This is a genomic window from Vibrio sp. EA2 (genome assembly GCF_033042495.1).
Classification (GTDB): Bacteria; Pseudomonadota; Gammaproteobacteria; order Enterobacterales; family Vibrionaceae; genus Vibrio.
Window position 1 is genome coordinate 925,318 of record NZ_JAWLID010000001.1, and the last position, 17,084, is coordinate 942,401.

Below are 17,084 nucleotides of genomic sequence, written 5' to 3' on the forward strand. Positions count from 1 at the left end.
CCGCTAAGTTGCTAGTTACGATTATTCCTGAGAACGAGCTGATTAATGATCCCAGACTGGACAATACGTTGTGTATTCAACATCATGTTGTCGGCAATAAGATACTGATAGCGCTCGTCCGGGTTTGCGTTAAGGGCTTCAAAACGCACGCCAGTCGTACATCCTGTCGCGTAATTCTTGTCAATGGTGGCCATAAAGCCCAGATAGCCGTAAACACGAATGGCTTCCACTTCGGTTTTGCTCGTCCAGTTGAAACGCTGAACACTGATATGGTTTTGTGACAGAGAAAGGTGGTTGCAGTTACCCACATAAATGCCGCCGCGCCTGTGCACAATTAACGGCGGTATGCGCACATTTATCGTGTTGTTTTCAATCACGACCCTACCCGCAACATAGCGCTTAGAATCTGTTTTATCACTCACACCTACGTGAATACCTTCTTGAACTCCCTCCAGGGTGTTATTGATGATGCGCACTTCTTTGGCGCTGCGCCCACCACACACGATGCCTTTAAATGATACAGAAGGGTTTTGCATTTTTAATGCATCAAACCATTTTAAAAAAGCGATATTTTCAGCTCTAAACGCTTTATTAAACAGTGCCTTGTCTGCCACGTTTTTAGCAACGGTAAGCAGTTCTTGATTGGTTTTTACTGTCTTTTCGCCCACTGCGACTTCCAGTTGTTCACGCCAAATATTGGCTGCAATAGGTGAATCGATCATGATACGGCGTTGCCCCTGACTCCGCATATGAATATCTTTCTTAGCTCTGGCAGGCTTTTCTTCAAAGTCGCGCACGGTACCTTTATTGATCAGGAATTTTCTGGCCTGCGCAGCCAGGCGACGATCTTTTAGCTGATGCTCAATCGTCAGTGATTTGGGTTTGGGCGTTGTCGTGATGTAATTATTATCCACATGAGTACGACTTAAATTCAGCAGTAGCATAGCGACTTGACGATGACCGACTGCGAACGTTGAATCCTCTATGGTCGCTTTACCAGTACGGTTACCTGAATTGGTGATGGTCAAACAGGTTGCCGCAGTGCTGATCCCCGAAGCACATTTCAGGGTGATGTCCTCAATATTCACACTGGCACAATCACTAAAGGTGACAGAGCCATTGAGGTGCTCAATTTGTTTATCTCGCGTATTGGCGACCTTACCCTCAACAAACATAGCCTGCATAGAGACACTGGCACAGTTATCGAAAATCAAAGCGGCTTCGTGATTCTTGGACCAGATATGAGTACCTTTGCCAGCACCACTCAAGGTCAGATGCCCCTTCCCTTTGACAGTAATGGGTTCATCCAGCGGATAATCACCTTCACGGAAGCAAATTCGAGCATCCTGATTACGGCCAATTTCCTTAAATACGCTTTCCCAGCCCGGGCGCGGAAAGACGGTAAAGGTGGCACAGCCATCCACTTCTCGTTTACACAGTTCATTCAGAGCATCTTGCACGCTGTGAATCTCGGGCGTATTTAATGACACACAGAGATCTTCATTTTTCTCAAGTGGTAATGTCGTGGCGTTGTGATGACATAACAAAACGTCGAGAATGGCTCTCACTTTGCTAGTGCTGCCAGCATCAGGAAAATCGGTGCCCAATGCTTTTTCTAACAGGCTACGTACACTGGGTTGTTGTTGATCGCCACAATGAGGAATCGGATAGCAAACGTCATCTGCGGTAATATCGGTGAGCGGTGGAAATCCGAATGACTGGCAAAGCTGCTCTTCTGGCATAAATCCAGTTATCACGTTCTCACCATCGTTGTCATCAACCCGTACCGTTCCGAGTGTCCAGTAGTGATGTAATATCCCTTGTGGTAACGCTGATAGGATGATGTCTGGCTGGTCGTTGTGGATAGTTTCTCTCACTTCACCCAGCCAATAATCCCCGGCGACAGCGATAGGCTCATCAAGCTCGATTGTGAGTCTAATTTTCTCTAAATTTAAAACGGTTTGCTCATCAACATCCACATAACCATGGTTTGTATCGCTGAGCCCTGTACTAAGTGGGCTGCCGCGATCATAGCCTTCGTCTAAATGCCAACCGTCACTATCGTGTATAAAGCGGGCGAAGCCATCCCAGCGACGTACCAGGTTTTTACCTGGTGCATCCCCGGGTGTGAAACCATTGGTAAGAATGGCGCGTTCGGCGCTGAAACCTGCCATTAAATGGTGCCCAAGATGTTTCTCAGAGAGCATATTGTCGTCAGGATTATCACTAGGCCCAGAGAAGAATTCATAGGCCCACTGGCTCGATTTAAAACCAATAGGGTTTTGCAACACCTCGTATGCTTCGGCGCCATTTTCACTTGACCATTTCAATGTCAGCGCAACGACTCTGGGATTGTCACTATTCTCATCCCATTGCACATCATGCACTTCAACACGAAATAAAAAATTACCTATGTCTTCAGGAATATTAAGTTCTTCTGAGCAAGGGTCGCAGGGATCATTCAGTGTTTGCCCCTGCCGAATAGATAAACTTACCCGTTGGTTGCCAATAGGTGGATTGATACGATTATTCGCTTCGATGTCCTCTCGGGAATAATCTGTACTACAAGATTTCACCTGGGCCATCACTTGTGTGCGTGTACAGGTGTCTGCGCCTTTTAAGCCAAAGTCCAACAAGCGACTGTCTTCAAGGTGCGTGACGGTTCTTTCCCAAACATCCAGATAAAGCTTATGTTCCCCAGCAATGAGTGCCGGAGCCCCCGGAAAATCCTGCTGCTGACTAAAGTTAAAAGCCAATGCGTTGTTGCTATCGGGTCTCACGTGCGCGCCGATGCCATCGACATAAACCTGCCCCCAATGCAGCTGATAGTTATCGGGCGAGATTTGTCGTACTAAGCCATTGTCTCTGGGAATACCGCTACCAATAATATCAACCAAGGCATCCGCCAATCTGTTTTTAACGATATCATTGAGCTCGTTCCAATCAGCATCAGTAATCATCCGGCCCATTTGTTGATAAACGCCAGAATAACCTTGATTTGCTTTAAAACTTCGACGTGATATTTGTGTTTTCATACTCGTTCCGTGTCTTAAAGGGTTTCAGGAAGGCGACTTAGGTGCTGATCCGGGATGACGACCGCGTCATAACCCACAGGCAAATAGTCTTTGAGTTTTTCCTGCACAGCGTCAAAACGCAGGCTAATTTGCAGAAAGTGGAATGCACCGGGCTCAGTGCTGTCTTCTGCGTGATATTTTACGTCATCGTCTGTCGCAGGGTGGATAACCCCACATCCCGCTTGACCAAATTTTTCACTAAAAAAGATCGGGCGCTGACGATGATTGGCAAAATGTTTGGCTAAGTCCTGGCCGTCACCAATCGGTAATTGATCTTCCCTAATTAGGCTATAGCGCACACACATAGGTGAAGGCGGCATATTGTTTGGTACATCTTTGTGTAGATAACCATTGAATATACAATCACTGGCCTGTAAGGAGTCCGCCAGGCACCTGCTCATCACTGTGCAATACTCGAGACGCACCAAGCCTGTCGCTGCATGAACTTCTTTAAATAAAGTATTGGTGGCGTTGATAACCGGCATCTCATCATTACTGTCGTGTACTTCCGCTTTATTGACTGCACATTTATCAAAGTGGGCTCTGCCATGATACAACGTAAGATGGTTTTTCAAGATGATGCCTGTAAACTGCCAGACTGAGTATGGGTCGTCTTCCTGTATGCTTTGATCAACATATTCCGGGTCATCCTCACCCGGAGAGCCCTTGGTGAGACGACCTACAAGCTCAACCGCCGTAAAGGGGGACGTGTTAACTTTTCGATTTTCAAATACCAGGGCAGGGTCAAAGGGTCCATCCCAATTAATTGGTTTGCCTGTTGCTGACAACGCTGAATACAGTCGTATGTGCTCTAAGAATTTATTCGAAGGTATCGTCGCATCATGTAACCATTGCTGTTTCCAGGTAATTCTTACTCGCTGCGTCTGGAAGAAGCCTTCTGGTTGCACAACATGGATGAGTACCTTACGCGGATGAAAGTGACCGACTTGCCAATTACTATCGCGAATATCTGGGGTGCGTTTAGACACATCATCAAAAGCAGCTGTGCGATAACTACCATCTAAGTCAACGCGTTGATGATGACAAGGTACCCCGTGTGGGTAATATTGTCGCCAGCGCAAAGACTCGCCATAAACATGACTAACCTGACTGGAAGGAATATTATTTTCATCCGCTACGGCTTGGCTACCACGACGAAAGTCAGGGGTAACACTTGCCAAGCCCGGGTGCCGCGCAATCTCTTGTGGGATTTCACTGTTCAACTGTGGCGCGGCACCAAAGTAACTTTCGGGCAACAAAGGCGCTTCAAAGCGCGGCGTAATAGCCAAGCGTTGCCACCCCTCTTGCACTACCGCTTCCCATTGACCCACCGCTTCTACTACGGCATCAACCACAGATAAGGTACCCTTACGTTGTCGCCAACTAATTGCATTGGTAATTTCGTCACGCCGACCCTCGATGAGTGGCGATACCTGATGGACATCGAGTAGGTCGGCAAAATAAGGTAACAGCCAGTCCTGGCTGACTTTATTAAAAACCGCAGGTGGTTCTGAACGGTCTGGTTGGTCTACATAATTATCAGCGTAGTATTGCTGCAAAGTTTCGTGAACTCTGTCGAGCAAATCATCAGCCGAACGCAGTAATTTAAAGGTGTGCAAGTTCTCGTCTTGCTGCCGGATATACTCGGGTAAGACGTCGTACAAGCTTAACGTGCGCTTAACCATTAAACACCTCCGTGCGAATTACAGGTGCAGACACATTGGCATTGACGAAGATGATTTGCTCTTTGCCTGGTGTGATATTACGAATATAGCCATCACTGCTAACGTACGTTTTCACCTGACCAAGCGGTACCCCACTCTCGTCCAGAAATTCCTTATTGATGACACAATCAGCGTTTTCTACCCCTTCCACCGCTTCAACGATTTGATAGAGTCGTGAACGGTAAAAGGTTTTTCCAAATTCAGCGTGTTGCAGACTCAATGTATTGCTCAAAGCCAGGCGCACTGCCATGGTGACTTCATCCACGTTGTAGGCCTGCGCATTGACGCGAATAGTAATGTCTAATGACAGCAATACTGGCTTATACGGCTTGACTACGACATTAACGCCAGGCTGGGCTTGACTCATTAGAGTGGCGGTCAGCGTGTGTTGTGACTCACCGAGTGGGCCACCACCGGCAGGGACAATCACTACAGCTAAACTGTCAGCAGAACCAGGCTTTGGCGGCAGAGAATAGGCATGGGCATGCCAGACACTACTTTGCCTTTTCGCTAGCGCTTGAAAGTCGCCAACGGATACCGCGCGAGAAAGCGTCAGCACGGATGCAGGCGCATTGGTGCGAATAGATTCTTGGTTTTCTAAATCGCCACCACCAGTGCAAGGTGCGGGTTGCACAACCGATGATAACAGCGGATGCGGTTGCTTAATTTTCACCAATTCATAAGCATTCAGGTTTCCTTGTAGGCCATTGCCAAAGCGGGCGTGAATGCGCACGTTATTATTCCCGGTTGGTAGGCGTTGCCCATTCACACCATTGCCAAAAGTCACCTGTATAAAGCCGTCTTGGGTTAGCTGCACTTGATAGTGGGTATCCGTAGGTGCAGAATTTCTCAAGTTTTCTACTTGAGTCCACTCGCGTTGATCAGCCCAAATTCGAATGCCTGCCTTAACCCCGCTGGAGAACTCACTGTCCAGCACAAACGAAACGTCTTTCTTTTGATAAATAAAACTTTGCTGGCTGATCACGCGGTCGCCATCGCCCAAGACGTTTTCACCCTTGGATTCACCGTGACCAAAACGTACCACATTGCCATACACAACCGTGTTGGATTTACTGAATTGTGAGTCACTCAGGGAGGGTGTCACTGAAAGTGTGACTGTGCCTTTGTCTTGATTGTGCTCGGCTTTTAGAAGTTTTACAGTTTGCGCTCGCTTGTCACTGACGACCCAAAGTAAACGCCCAAATATTAGAGACTCCACGATAGTATCTAGCTGCACCTCAATCTCACTGGTGGTGTCAGAGGCAATCTTACAAATACTGGTGTTATTGATATTGTGGCCTTGAGTCATTGAGGACACTTTAAAATTTCCGACGGCCTGTACCCAACGCTGGCCAGCTGGCAGGTTGGGGGTCACCTCTAATTGGTAACTCTGCTCTAATTCAGTTATGGCAGCGATAGTTCTGCAATACCAATCTCCGCTAGACGTTTTTAGTAAGACCTTCTGGCCACTGGCCAGGCCTTTTGCGGAGCCAGAGAATTCGATTGAGGCTGGTGACAGTGACTTAACGGCAAACACTTTTTTCGCCCCGTCAGGTAAAAAGTATGAATTTGTCGCCAACCAACCGTCTAACTTGTGGTGCAAGACAGCGGAACCTGCATCTTCAGGGTCAACGTTCTGCACCTGCGGTGATTTTTGCGACAGGTTAGTATTATCCAGCCAGACTGTGTTGCTTTTCCGATCTTTTGGATACACAAAGTGATTGCCGAACTCTGTGCTCTGGGGCTTTGATGAACTGGTCATATAGAAGCTTTCAGAAGCTCCGACATTATTGAGTTTATCTAACTGCACACGGTCACTGGCAATAGCAACAACTCGACGTACGAGATAATTGCTGCCGTGAGCAAAGGCCAAAACATCGTTGATTTTCACAGTATCGATTTGGTCTACCTGAATAACGTTTGGACCATTTAATTTAGGTAATTCACTCCAGTCACTTGAAGTCTTAAGGGCTAAATCGGCGACATTCAAATAACCACTGGTGAACTCTTCATCAATGTTCTTCAGGGTAAGGCTGTGTGTGTTAATCGCCTCAATAGTGACAGCGATAGCTTTTATGCTGTCGGACAACACAGCGTAGTCACCGACACTGATATCGTCTGGCATTGACTTGGGCACAAAGTTGAAAAAGGTGCCCGACAACAAAATCCTATCTGGTGAGCGATTGTAATCAGGTGACCTCAACGCGTTGAGGCGATAATCCACCTCGACATCCGTTAATGACTCAAACGTCAAAGGTGCCGAACCATCATCAGGCTTGTTTTTAATCGCGAAGCCTTGTCCAACCGTGCCTATGGCTTGTTCGTTTTGCTTTGCGATTAGCGCAATATAGGTTTCTGCAGAAGCGGGAGGAGCGGGATGGTAATCCAGCATGTTGACTAGCCGTCTGACATTATCCCACTGGGTGGCAGTTCTGATATAGCGTTCATTGGCGTAAGCATCAACGGTATGTGCTAAAATATGCACCGCGCGGGCGAAAGTCCTGAGTATTTCCCACACATAATCGCGCCGTTCATGCTGGTATTGCTCACGTAAACGCTGTTGCCATTCACGAATGGTGGCATCGTTGGCCTCATCACCCAGCCACTGCAGTACTTTCTCATCTTGTTCAAATAACAGCCGTAAGCTTTGTCTGAGATCTTCTTGATAAGTCGCAGCATTACCATCGATATAAGTCAGCTTAGTCAGGCCAGCACGGTTCCACCGAGTTAAGTCACTCATCCTCTTACCCCTCCGTGTAAATTCATGCGCCAGAAACCCATATCGGGACGGCTTGGGTCGTTATCACAACGTGCCAACTGCTCCCCTGACAAACGAATAACGCCACTGCCTGATTGGTCTGCGTACCGCTTCCCTACCCGTTTGAATCGGTTCAGACAAACCGCATCAATCCCCTCCAATGACATCAGCCATTCAATAAGATCACTGGCATAGAGGTTGGCACCAAAAGCCAGCCTGCCTGGTTCAAAAAAGCCGTCAGGCTCATTACTCATTGCTCGCGTAATCGACTGCTGAATTTCAGAGCGAAAATAATTGTCCGCTACCTTGATAGACAGTGCGATTGACACCCCGACTGGAATGGCATCTTTTAGCCAAACCTCCTGACCGACCATGCGAAACTTTTCTACTAAGGCTTTGAGCACACTGCGAAAGGTCAGTGACTCGGTCCAATCGATAGGTGCGAGCTGATTAACGCGATGAAATTGGTTGGTTTGCTGCTTAAACTCCTCCAAGGCCAAACCTGACAAGGCCGACTCAACGGTATCATCCATGTTGGCGTTATTCGTTAGCACAGCAGTAATTAAAATTGTATACCAAGACCCTTGCCATTTTTGCACACTGGCCGCTCTCAGCACTGCGGGATGGTCTTCCAATCGCTCTTGATAGTCGCTCAGCGTCACCATGCGGCGATTGGTATGTAATTCTCTTGGTCCTCTGGCGCGCGCTTGATCCATCAAATGGGCATTGTCGCGCCACTGTTTTTCCAGTTGCTCGGTAGCAAATAAGCGATGCTGAGGTACATCGAGATCCAGCGCCTCAACCAAGGTAGTAACCTCGTGATAACCGATTAAATCGAATAACTGAGTTTGCACCTCCGGGTCGTTTATGCTTGGGTTGGCACCAAGAAAATTTTTCGCTTTCCCTAGCTGAACTAGCAATTTCTGGAGGTTGGCGGTATGTGTTAAGTCCAAAGGAAAATCAAAACTTTCGGTGCTAATACATTTATATTCAAGGAGATGCTTAACCAGTGGCGCGCTAGACCAAGTAGGTACATAGTGCTGGTAAACGGAATCATAGCCAATCAGTTTAAGTAACCGGCGCACGCTATCCGGACGCCTTGCCGAGTCGAGGAATGCCTCGTTGTGCATTCGGTCTAATGCGTCCGATTGTTGATCCAAAACCACCGCAAGGGTTTCGACTAATATCACTTCTATGTCTGCTGGCGTCCAGTTTGGACGTTCGGGGAAACGGGCTGCGAGTTCCTCCATCATGAATAAACGAAATCCGTCGTAATCGCCAGTTAGCCAATCAAAATCATCGCCAATCGGAGGCATGGGATCAGGTAGCGTGACTTGGCGGTATCCACAGTCACGGCAACTGACAGTAAAATGGAGTTTAGGAACTGGAGTATTAGCCATTATCTAAGACCTCCCGAAATTTCGAATTCCAGCGTTTCACTGTGATTCAAAGCAGTGAGTCGATAACTAATTTGAATGATCAGACGTTCGGCAAAGTCTGGGTCGGCGCTTACTTCGATAGCTAAATCTTTAGGGCTCACTTCCCCTCTTAGCGCCTCTACCAAACTGCTTTGTAATCGTTGCTTGGTGATTTGCCAAAGCACTGTGGACTGTGGTTCAAAGATAAGACTTCCTACCCCCGCGCCAAATTCTGGTCTGAACCAGCGCTCTCCTGGTTCAGTAAAGAGCACTTGCTCTATTTTTTGCCTGATATGCTCAATGCGCTGGGTCGTTTGCCCGCCTTCATGCCCCAGTTGCAACGGAAAGTGTGTATAGTCAGGCTGATTTAATCGACTCATAGCGGTTTCCCTAACTCGCCTTTGTTTTGGTGGTTAAAGTGCTCATTTCACCCTGCGGAATAGGTGGCGAAGTGGGCGAACCAGGTGCGGTACAGGTGTGCATATGAGTGGCGAATAACGACAGAAAACTGGTGCCTTTGATCAGTGGCTCGCCACCAGCGCCGCCGATTGCAACTTGGCTGCCTTCGATTGTGACCATATGACCTTTGACATTGATACCCGCACCAGACATTTCAATTTCGTTGCCAAACGCATCCGACACTTTGGTGCCGCTGCTACTCATGACCAGCTGGTTACCATTACTGTCTTCTAAAGTAACTGAATTACCATCGGCATCGAGGGTAAGTTTACTGCCGTTTTGGTCGGTTAATACTGTTGTACCCTGTTCATCAATGGACAGTCCACTGCCGATGGTGTGTTTCAATACCACTTTTTCGGCGTCTAACTCATCATCAAATTGCAACACGTGACCTGAGGGCGTTTTTAAGACTCGCGTGGTAGGAGGTGATTTTTGGGCTTCACTTGGGATTGCCCTTTGCGGTTGCCAAAAAACCCCCGTCCAAATCGGCATGTCAGGATTTCCTTCCTCGAACTCGACCCACACCTGTGCATCAACCTCTGGCACCATAAATAAACCCTGCTCTTCAAGGCCACCAAACGGCAGGCATGGCAAACACCAGAAGCTTTCTTCCTTACCGAAAACAGAGGGAATAACGACCCGGATACGACCACGCTGCTCAGGATCTTCGTTAGCAACGACAAATGCACGATATTTACCGTAAAATTTGTTTTGGGCTTGCTGAACCGTTTGTTCTAATGCAGTTGGCATGACAGTTTCCTTTCCAATCTAAAGTAACCCGGCTATCGGGCTGGTTGGCGCCTCAAAATCATCTCCATAGCCATTTCTGGCAACTTCGAAACTTTGTTTATAGCCGTTTACGTCGAACTTATGCTCTACTTTCATCACGTACCATCGTCCTCCATAACGCGCGCCCACACCGTCAACGAACACCGGTTCACCGGGCAACAATACATGGCCATATAAGGCGCCATCTAAATCTCCAGTGGCTTTTATTCGCAATGCTTCTTCATTGGCGATGGCTTGTGCTCTTTGATTGGCATGATCCTCACTCGCGGAACCTTCTCTGCGCAGTCGCCACGCAAAGTCTCCTAATCCAGCCGATTCTGAGGTCGCAGGTTGCGTACCATAGAGCGGTAAGCCACTGGTTACACTTTGTTCCTCGGTGTTGCTATCTTCATCATTCGCGACTTCGTAAATGATGGTTTCAGGATGATGTCCATCGTCTTCCAAATTAAAGCGTATGGCGTTACTTTCTGGGCCGGCATAAATCAAAATCGTTGGTTGCGGAGAGCGGTCCATACGCAGTGGGCCAAAGTACATTTTTCCTTCTCGAAAAAAGATATCGTAGGCATTTTCCTGCGCCCGCTTTTTTAAGAATTTAATGTCGGTGGTATTTTGGTTGGCAACCAAATTGGTAAAGCCTTCCCCGGGGAAGTCGATTGAATTAATGCCCGCTTCAGACAATATCTGACTGGCTATTGCGCCATCTGTAGTCGGTGTTTCATCTCCCCATCGAACATTGCGTTGGGTGCGATCAAGCAACAATGAGGTATCTTGGCAAATCACCGTTACCACGGCTGCACCTTTTTGTTCGGGGAAGTCCACTTTGACCTGACGAATAAATCCATCAAATACAGCCTGCTCGTTGTCACCAAACGTAGCGGCAATACTAATGCTAGCCCAAGGACGAATACGCTCATCGTCGTGCACATGCCAACTGCCATCATCCATTCTTCGGGTTTCGAAAATTAATGTGGCTTGTGCGCTGTCCTGGTGATCGAGCACTGCGGAAAGCTCAACCAAGTTCGGGTAAAAATCACTGATCTCATGGCCGTTTACCCTCACAATGCAAGCTGCCGGTTCGCGATTTTGATCATCAAGCCAATTGAGCAACATAATTATCGCCCGCTTGGAATGACAATTGCCCGCCCAACCCACTCTTTACTCAACATATGGTCGGCAAATAACAGATCTGGGTTGGCATCGACGATTCGCCACCATAGGCGTGAATCGTTGTAATAGTGTTGCGCTAGATGGTCGAGACGATCGTTCTCTTGCACCTGATGCTCTATTACCCCTTCAACAACGTTGATTTCTCTGGCTCTGAGGCCGCTAAAGGTCTGTGTTGATCCTACCGGCTCAAATGGCCGTGCACTTTTGTAGCGGGAATTTTTCAACAACATCTATCGTCCTCCCTATTAAAATAAGCTGCCCAGGGCACTCGCTCCCCCGGAAACAAAATTAAGACTGGCCCCTGCGGTCTGGCGTATTTTCTCTACTTGATAGAAAGAGTTGTTGCCTTCGATCACCTGAAAGCTGAGATTGGCCTTAGCCCGATAGGGTTTTAAATTAGGTAAATGAGCGATTTCATCCACCTGTATGCTGGTCATAAAAACCGGCAAGATATGTGACCCCCACACCAATAGTAATACCGAAGGATGTTCATCGCGGGCAAATGCTCTTGTACTACCCAACCCCATTCCAGCAAGTGTTTGCAAGCCACCGGGTCCCTGCACTTTGGGTTCAACCATAGAGCGCAAGGTGTCTAATTGCGGTTCAATACCAAACTCATTGGCAATACTGTGGCCTAACGCATTGCCGTCTGCCATTTTGTCCGTTGCATCCAGCAATATATCAATACTGAATTGCTCGGGATCCACCGTTACCCCCTGTGCGACACGGTTAGTTTCCCATGGAAACGAGAAGTCATATCCTCCCCGGGTGCCCGGTGCATTGCCTGTCGTTATTGCCACACTGCGAGTGCGACTCAGGGACTCTGGATTGAACTCAAACTCGAGCATAAGAGGGGGTACGGTGATACCGTATTCGACTAACGCCCCCCTGGTATTGTTGAATATCATACTGATTCCCCCCGACGCACATAGGCCATAGTGGAAAGGTGAATTTGTTGGGCAATCACCTTGGCAATGCGCAAATTTGTATGCTGTGGCGAAATACTGATATCTGCGGGCGTCATTTGTGCGATATGAACGTCCGTCGGCCAGCTATATTGTGCCAGCTCACTTCTTAGCAACTGTACAATGGCCGTCTTGCGTCTTGTCAGACTGACTGGCAGAGCAAGTGATAATTGATCGATGTGTAGACTCATTTGGATTGCTCCCCCGAATTGCCGTGTTCAAGATAAACCGTGAGCTTACCGAGTTGGTTGGTTTTCACTTGCGGACTGGACTTACTTAATTCCCGTAATACCGCAAGTGCGATGTGACGCATTTGAATGGCATCTTGCTCTTCGGCTGCGAGGTAGGCAGCATGCAGTGCTGCATTGCGAATTTGCCCCCCTGACAAACTGACTGCTGAGGCCAATAAATCAATATTTAGGTCTTTGCCCAATGGTGCTTGAGGCGGCATTAATTGCGTCCATAATTTTTGTCTTTGCGCCACATCTGGTTTGGGGAACTCAATGACCATCTGAAAACGACGGCAGAACGCTTTATCTATTTGCGAACGTAAATTAGTGGCCAAAATACACGGACCATCGTGCTCCTCAATACGTGCTAATAGATAACTCACTTCCATATTGGCGTATCTATCACGCGCCTCTTTTAACTCGCCTCGCTTGCCCATAATCGAATCCGCTTCGTCGAAAAACAGAATAACCTGACGTCCATGCGTGGCATCAAACAGTCGGCCAATATTTTTCTCAGTTTCACCAATGTATTTACTTACAAGTGCCGACAAATCAACCCGAAATATGGGCCAATCCAACTCATTCGCCAGTACCGCCGCAGCCAGCGTTTTTCCGGTTCCAGAAGAGCCGGCAAACAAGGCCACAGGGCCACCGGTTTGCTGCCCGCCCCACTCATCGATAACGGTTTTTCTGTGCTTAATCCAATACAAGAATTCTTTGAGCATCAGAGCTTGCTCATCGGGCAGTATAAGATCTTGCCATGTGGCTTTGAGTTTTAGCGGGAATGCCCCCTGAGGCGCACAGCATTGCTGTTCCCACCCCATTACTTTTGCCAAAGCCAGGCGGTCCGGTTGAATCGGCACAAATGGCTCGTCGCTGGGCCTGATTATCAAACCCAGACGTTCCAACTCACGAAGCGTTTCACGTAACGTGTTTAACTCATCATCAGCGAGTGCCAACAGTGAAGCGATAGTGTGAAGGCTGGGATATTGCTGTTGATTGGACTGTAAACTTTGATAGAGCAAACCAACCCGAGGTAAAATAAACGGGGCAAAAACGCAGCACAAAATATCGACCTGAAAGTGTGAGAGCGGGGTTTGTAATCTCGACCACCATCCTGTTTGTCTGAACATTTGCGACTGTTTTTGCAGCACGCGTAATTCTTCAATGAGTTGTTTTGATGGCCCTTCTTTACCCGCTAGTAAACACAAGCTTAATAGCTCAATGCGTTGCCATTCAGCCCAATGTTTTAACTCGGCAATTTTGCGTAAAGTAGAAGTCATGCAGTACTCCCACGATACAAGCTTATGATTAACGGATTGCTCTTAAAGAGAGTGCTTGGGCCATCGGCGTAGGCCTGGTAACTGCGGTTAGTCGTCACAATGAGCTGCCAACGGTCGTGATCGCCATCAACTGCTAGCTCTGGTAAATCAAGAGTGGGCAACGTAAGTGGGATTGTTTCTGGGCTGATCGTGGCAGAGCTCACCACCAAATCAACACCTGATTCGGTCACCCAATTATCGCCTTGCCAAACCTTCCACTCCAGAGAGACAGATTCTCCTATTCGGCCAGCAACCCAGAGTTGTGGGTGGAAGTCTCCGGGGAGAGTATTTTCCACATCGAGACTTAAACTTGTGACACATTCCTCCCCCTCTACCCAGCAAATCATTGGCGTCCACGCAGGGTTGTTTGGATTCACACTACCGCCAGAAAATATCGGTGTGCTGATCGAACCATTGAAATCATCAAAACGGCTATCGAAAGCACCGGCTACCTGTGAACCAGTAAATCCAACCAAAGGTGCTTCGCCCTTTAACTCTTCCGGTTGTATTGGTGCAAGTGACATTTCAAATAAGGCAGAAGGACGGTAGGATGCATCCCCCTGAATGGACCAAAGCTGATTAAGTTGCTCATCACTGGCAGGATTGAATACCGCATTTAGGCGAAAAGGCATGTCATTCACCATGAGCATCGGTTGGACACGGTGCTCGTGAAATAGCATCAGAACTTGTCCCAACAGGCGCAGATCATCTTCTCCGGGATGGGTGTTGTCATCGTCGATGGCCATGGAGGTAATCATGCAATGTAAACGCAGATGCCACGGCAAATGTGGATGTGCGTTGGCCTGAAAACCCGATGGCTCGAAGCGATAAAAAAAGAGATTAATACGATCTTCGTCACGGCGTTCGGTTAAGTTGGCCGGCGATCCCAGATAAACATTGATATCGTTATCAAAAGTCTGCAAGCCGCTGCGAATAAAATCGGCGACCGAGTTGCAAATCAGATAGAGCGACGAATCAGCAATAGGCATCCTAAAGTCCTCTGATTAACAAGCGACTATCTGAGTCTTCAGTCACTTTCGGCTTATCGTTGGTTGGTTTGGTTTTCTCTGTCGTGTCTACAACGCTTATTCTTACTTCGCCAATATATACATTGGGCTTTTGAGGCTCTTGTTTAATACCATTCTGAGTCGGAGAAGACTGGCGTAAATCGTTCCTGAACGACGGCTTTGTATCTCGCAAACGTAACGCTTTTTCAGGTTTTTGATTAGGATGATGTGAACGGTTTTCAGCGTTTTCCTCACTTAGGTTGCTTTTTTCTTCAGCACTACTTTGAATTCCTTCTGACTCTATCCCTGTCTGTGTAGCTTTTTCAGGCTTTGTTACATCACTTTCACAGGAAACTTGTTGTGAGCGAGTACCGCTCTTTGCCGTGTGATGGGTTGGTGCATCGTTGCGAATTTTTCGTGTAATTTTGAGACTTGGCTTAGGCGTATGCGGCTCTGATGGGCGATGTTTTCTTACCTCACCCGCCTCTTTCTTTTTGTTAAGTTCTATTTTTGTATCTTCACTGTCACTATTGACTGTAGTTAAGCTCTGACTATCTTGCTGAACACTTGTCTCACTTCGGTTTGGACTGCTCTCAAGTCTGCCAGGGGTTGGCTCAAAATGACCATCCCTGTGCGACGGTTTAGTCTCAATACGTTGAGCTGGAGATACTGAATCTAAAGCGTCATCAATACCTGGCACACTCGTCTTTGACTGTGAGCTCTGATCTCCCACAGCAACAGACTTAAAATGCGTATCTTGCTGTGACTCAACGCTCTCTAGGGGACGCTGAGACTCAGCGATAAACCGGGTAAAATAGCCGCTCATAACAACTCCCTTGTCAACACAGTTTCACCCTGAATGCGTTTTAGGTACTGATGCCTGCGAGGCGTTGGTAGCTTGAGGATATCTTTTTCTTTCCAGTGATAATTCTGTGCGATGATATGTACTTCATCCAATAGCTCATCGATATCTGCGTGCAACCATTGGTATGGGTCAAAAGAGATGATGTTTTCATTACCGCATTCAGGGCAAGTGGTTTGTAACTCCGTCGCGATTTCCGGCACCATCACCTCTATTGCCTGCTCTATTGCACTAATACAATCGTAATTCAACAGCTCGCTATAATTGGCATCCAGTATTAGCCGTTTGGCTAGCATGGCTCGAGCTTGTGCAGCATCCGTAATTTCCCCTAGGGCCTCTAAATCAAAGCCATTGGGCGCACGCAATTGGATGCGTTGCTCTCCTACTTGCGCGTAACAAAAAGGAAACTGGCTCGCGGCTTCAGTTTGCGGCAGTTGATCGATGGGAATGGCGATATCAAATGGTTGAAGACAATGGCAGCATTCGATACTGCGCCACTGGGTGGTTTGGCCTGTTTCTAACCACCAGGCAATCGCGATAGCCTGACGGTCAGCCAAACATAGCGACTGAACGTCTTCCAATGACGGTTTAACATCGGCCAATGATTCCAAGACAGCCAATAAGGATTCACTAACCCAGAGAGGGTGATTGGGTGCTGAGTTCATGGCATCGTACAATGCCAGCTCAATCTCGCCACCTGGTTTTTTTAGCTCAAAATTTCTATACCGACGTCCGTTTTTAATCAATCCACCGGGCAATATCATTAGGACTCAGCAGGCTCGGATACCGCAGTATCTCTTTCCCACCCCTCATGCTGAATAATAATATTTTGAATACCAACGGCGTTCATCGTGCCAGCATCAAACTCAGGGAGGGCCTGATATTCGGATACCCAGGCACGATAAACTTTGTAGGAAATAGCGACATTACCTTGTAAATTCAGGACATTTAAGATGATGTCTTTGCGATAATCTCGCAACGACATTGCCGCGTTACCCTGAATATTGTTGACCAAGTTAGCCCAGTTTTCGAACACAGGATCGTGGGTGAGCCCTTGTTCCAGGGTAATGGCTTCATAACTTGTCCCACCAGGTAAGATCCTTTCGTGTGTTGGATCACCTGCCGTGCGCCATTTCACCGCTTCTGTGGTTTTCTTTAACACACTCATCTTCTTCAAACCCGCAACTACTTGACCATCAATAATGACCTGAAACATAAAGGTTCGATAAGGGTCATATCGATGCGAGTTCACATTAAACATTGGGGCTGCCATAATTGTTTCTCCTTGAAAAAGGGACGAAGGTGACGC

15 protein-coding genes are annotated in these 17,084 nt (G+C 47.6%); all 15 read right to left on the reverse strand.

The features are described 5' to 3' along the window. Nucleotides 1–11 precede the first annotated feature (11 nt). Genes RXX31_RS04080 through RXX31_RS04150 form a run of 15 tightly spaced genes read right to left on the reverse strand, consistent with a single transcriptional unit; the run spans nt 12 to nt 17,048 of the window. The gene (locus RXX31_RS04080; protein WP_317587816.1) at nt 12–3,035 is read right to left on the reverse strand and encodes a DUF6519 domain-containing protein; all 3,024 of its coding nucleotides are present in this window, start codon (nt 3,033–3,035) and stop codon (nt 12–14) included. Between the two features lie 14 nt (nt 3,036–3,049). Next, a complete protein-coding gene (locus tag RXX31_RS04085) occupies nt 3,050–4,759 on the reverse strand; it encodes a phage tail protein (RefSeq protein WP_317587817.1) in 1,710 nt (569 codons plus the stop codon). Next, complete coding sequence (locus RXX31_RS04090) at nt 4,752–7,538, reverse strand: baseplate J/gp47 family protein (RefSeq protein WP_317587818.1); 2,787 nt, start codon at nt 7,536–7,538, stop codon at nt 4,752–4,754. The genes RXX31_RS04085 and RXX31_RS04090 overlap by 8 nt, the downstream gene beginning before the upstream one ends. Beyond that, nucleotides 7,535–8,956: a hypothetical protein gene (locus RXX31_RS04095; protein WP_317587819.1), complete on the reverse strand. Its 1,422-nt coding sequence runs from the start codon at nt 8,954–8,956 to the stop codon at nt 7,535–7,537. Before RXX31_RS04095 ends, RXX31_RS04090 begins: the two co-directional genes overlap by 4 nt. Further along, nucleotides 8,956–9,354: a GPW/gp25 family protein gene (locus RXX31_RS04100; RefSeq protein ID WP_317587820.1), complete on the reverse strand. Its 399-nt coding sequence runs from the start codon at nt 9,352–9,354 to the stop codon at nt 8,956–8,958. The genes RXX31_RS04095 and RXX31_RS04100 overlap by 1 nt, the downstream gene beginning before the upstream one ends. A gap of 10 nt (nt 9,355–9,364) precedes the next feature. Further along, complete coding sequence (locus tag RXX31_RS04105; protein WP_317587821.1) at nt 9,365–10,183, reverse strand: phage baseplate assembly protein V; 819 nt, start codon at nt 10,181–10,183, stop codon at nt 9,365–9,367. Nucleotides 10,184–10,201: 18 nt separating this feature from the next. After that, nucleotides 10,202–11,332, reverse strand: a complete 1,131-nt coding sequence (locus RXX31_RS04110) for a hypothetical protein (protein ID WP_317587822.1) — start codon at nt 11,330–11,332, stop codon at nt 10,202–10,204. Between the two features lie 2 nt (nt 11,333–11,334). Continuing rightward, the gene (locus RXX31_RS04115) at nt 11,335–11,616 is read right to left on the reverse strand and encodes a hypothetical protein (RefSeq protein WP_317587823.1); all 282 of its coding nucleotides are present in this window, start codon (nt 11,614–11,616) and stop codon (nt 11,335–11,337) included. A gap of 18 nt (nt 11,617–11,634) precedes the next feature. Beyond that, nucleotides 11,635–12,297 carry a hypothetical protein gene (locus RXX31_RS04120; RefSeq protein ID WP_317587824.1) on the reverse strand — a complete coding sequence of 221 codons (663 nt, stop codon included), beginning with the start codon at nt 12,295–12,297 and terminating at the stop codon, nt 11,635–11,637. Continuing rightward, complete coding sequence (locus RXX31_RS04125; protein WP_317587825.1) at nt 12,294–12,545, reverse strand: hypothetical protein; 252 nt, start codon at nt 12,543–12,545, stop codon at nt 12,294–12,296. Before RXX31_RS04125 ends, RXX31_RS04120 begins: the two co-directional genes overlap by 4 nt. Next, a complete protein-coding gene (locus RXX31_RS04130; RefSeq protein ID WP_317587826.1) occupies nt 12,542–13,867 on the reverse strand; it encodes an ATP-binding protein in 1,326 nt (441 codons plus the stop codon). The genes RXX31_RS04125 and RXX31_RS04130 overlap by 4 nt, the downstream gene beginning before the upstream one ends. After that, complete coding sequence (locus tag RXX31_RS04135) at nt 13,864–14,895, reverse strand: DUF4255 domain-containing protein (protein ID WP_317587827.1); 1,032 nt, start codon at nt 14,893–14,895, stop codon at nt 13,864–13,866. Before RXX31_RS04135 ends, RXX31_RS04130 begins: the two co-directional genes overlap by 4 nt. A 1-nt stretch (nt 14,896) precedes the next feature. Then, nucleotides 14,897–15,739, reverse strand: coding sequence for a hypothetical protein (locus RXX31_RS04140; protein WP_317587828.1), 843 nt, complete (start codon nt 15,737–15,739; stop codon nt 14,897–14,899). Next, nucleotides 15,736–16,539, reverse strand: coding sequence for a hypothetical protein (locus RXX31_RS04145; RefSeq protein WP_317587829.1), 804 nt, complete (start codon nt 16,537–16,539; stop codon nt 15,736–15,738). The genes RXX31_RS04140 and RXX31_RS04145 overlap by 4 nt, the downstream gene beginning before the upstream one ends. After that, complete coding sequence (locus tag RXX31_RS04150) at nt 16,539–17,048, reverse strand: phage tail protein (RefSeq protein WP_317587830.1); 510 nt, start codon at nt 17,046–17,048, stop codon at nt 16,539–16,541. Before RXX31_RS04150 ends, RXX31_RS04145 begins: the two co-directional genes overlap by 1 nt. Nucleotides 17,049–17,084 lie beyond the last annotated feature (36 nt).

Excerpts from the sequence above, each read along its gene's own strand:
- RXX31_RS04080 (WP_317587816.1), bottom strand. The coding sequence starts at position 3,035 with ATGAAAACACAAATATCACGTCGAAGTTTTAAAGCAAATCAAGGTTAT.
- RXX31_RS04085 (WP_317587817.1), bottom strand. The coding sequence starts at position 4,759 with ATGGTTAAGCGCACGTTAAGCTTGTACGACGTCTTACCCGAGTATATC.
- RXX31_RS04090 (WP_317587818.1), bottom strand. The coding sequence starts at position 7,538 with ATGAGTGACTTAACTCGGTGGAACCGTGCTGGCCTGACTAAGCTGACT.
- RXX31_RS04095 (WP_317587819.1), bottom strand. The coding sequence starts at position 8,956 with ATGGCTAATACTCCAGTTCCTAAACTCCATTTTACTGTCAGTTGCCGT.
- RXX31_RS04100 (WP_317587820.1), bottom strand. The coding sequence starts at position 9,354 with ATGAGTCGATTAAATCAGCCTGACTATACACACTTTCCGTTGCAACTG.
- RXX31_RS04105 (WP_317587821.1), bottom strand. The coding sequence starts at position 10,183 with ATGCCAACTGCATTAGAACAAACGGTTCAGCAAGCCCAAAACAAATTT.
- RXX31_RS04110 (WP_317587822.1), bottom strand. The coding sequence starts at position 11,332 with ATGTTGCTCAATTGGCTTGATGATCAAAATCGCGAACCGGCAGCTTGC.
- RXX31_RS04120 (WP_317587824.1), bottom strand. The coding sequence starts at position 12,297 with ATGATATTCAACAATACCAGGGGGGCGTTAGTCGAATACGGTATCACC.
- RXX31_RS04125 (WP_317587825.1), bottom strand. The coding sequence starts at position 12,545 with ATGAGTCTACACATCGATCAATTATCACTTGCTCTGCCAGTCAGTCTG.
- RXX31_RS04130 (WP_317587826.1), bottom strand. The coding sequence starts at position 13,867 with ATGACTTCTACTTTACGCAAAATTGCCGAGTTAAAACATTGGGCTGAA.
- RXX31_RS04135 (WP_317587827.1), bottom strand. The coding sequence starts at position 14,895 with ATGCCTATTGCTGATTCGTCGCTCTATCTGATTTGCAACTCGGTCGCC.
- RXX31_RS04140 (WP_317587828.1), bottom strand. The coding sequence starts at position 15,739 with ATGAGCGGCTATTTTACCCGGTTTATCGCTGAGTCTCAGCGTCCCCTA.
- RXX31_RS04145 (WP_317587829.1), bottom strand. The coding sequence starts at position 16,539 with ATGATATTGCCCGGTGGATTGATTAAAAACGGACGTCGGTATAGAAAT.
- RXX31_RS04150 (WP_317587830.1), bottom strand. The coding sequence starts at position 17,048 with ATGGCAGCCCCAATGTTTAATGTGAACTCGCATCGATATGACCCTTAT.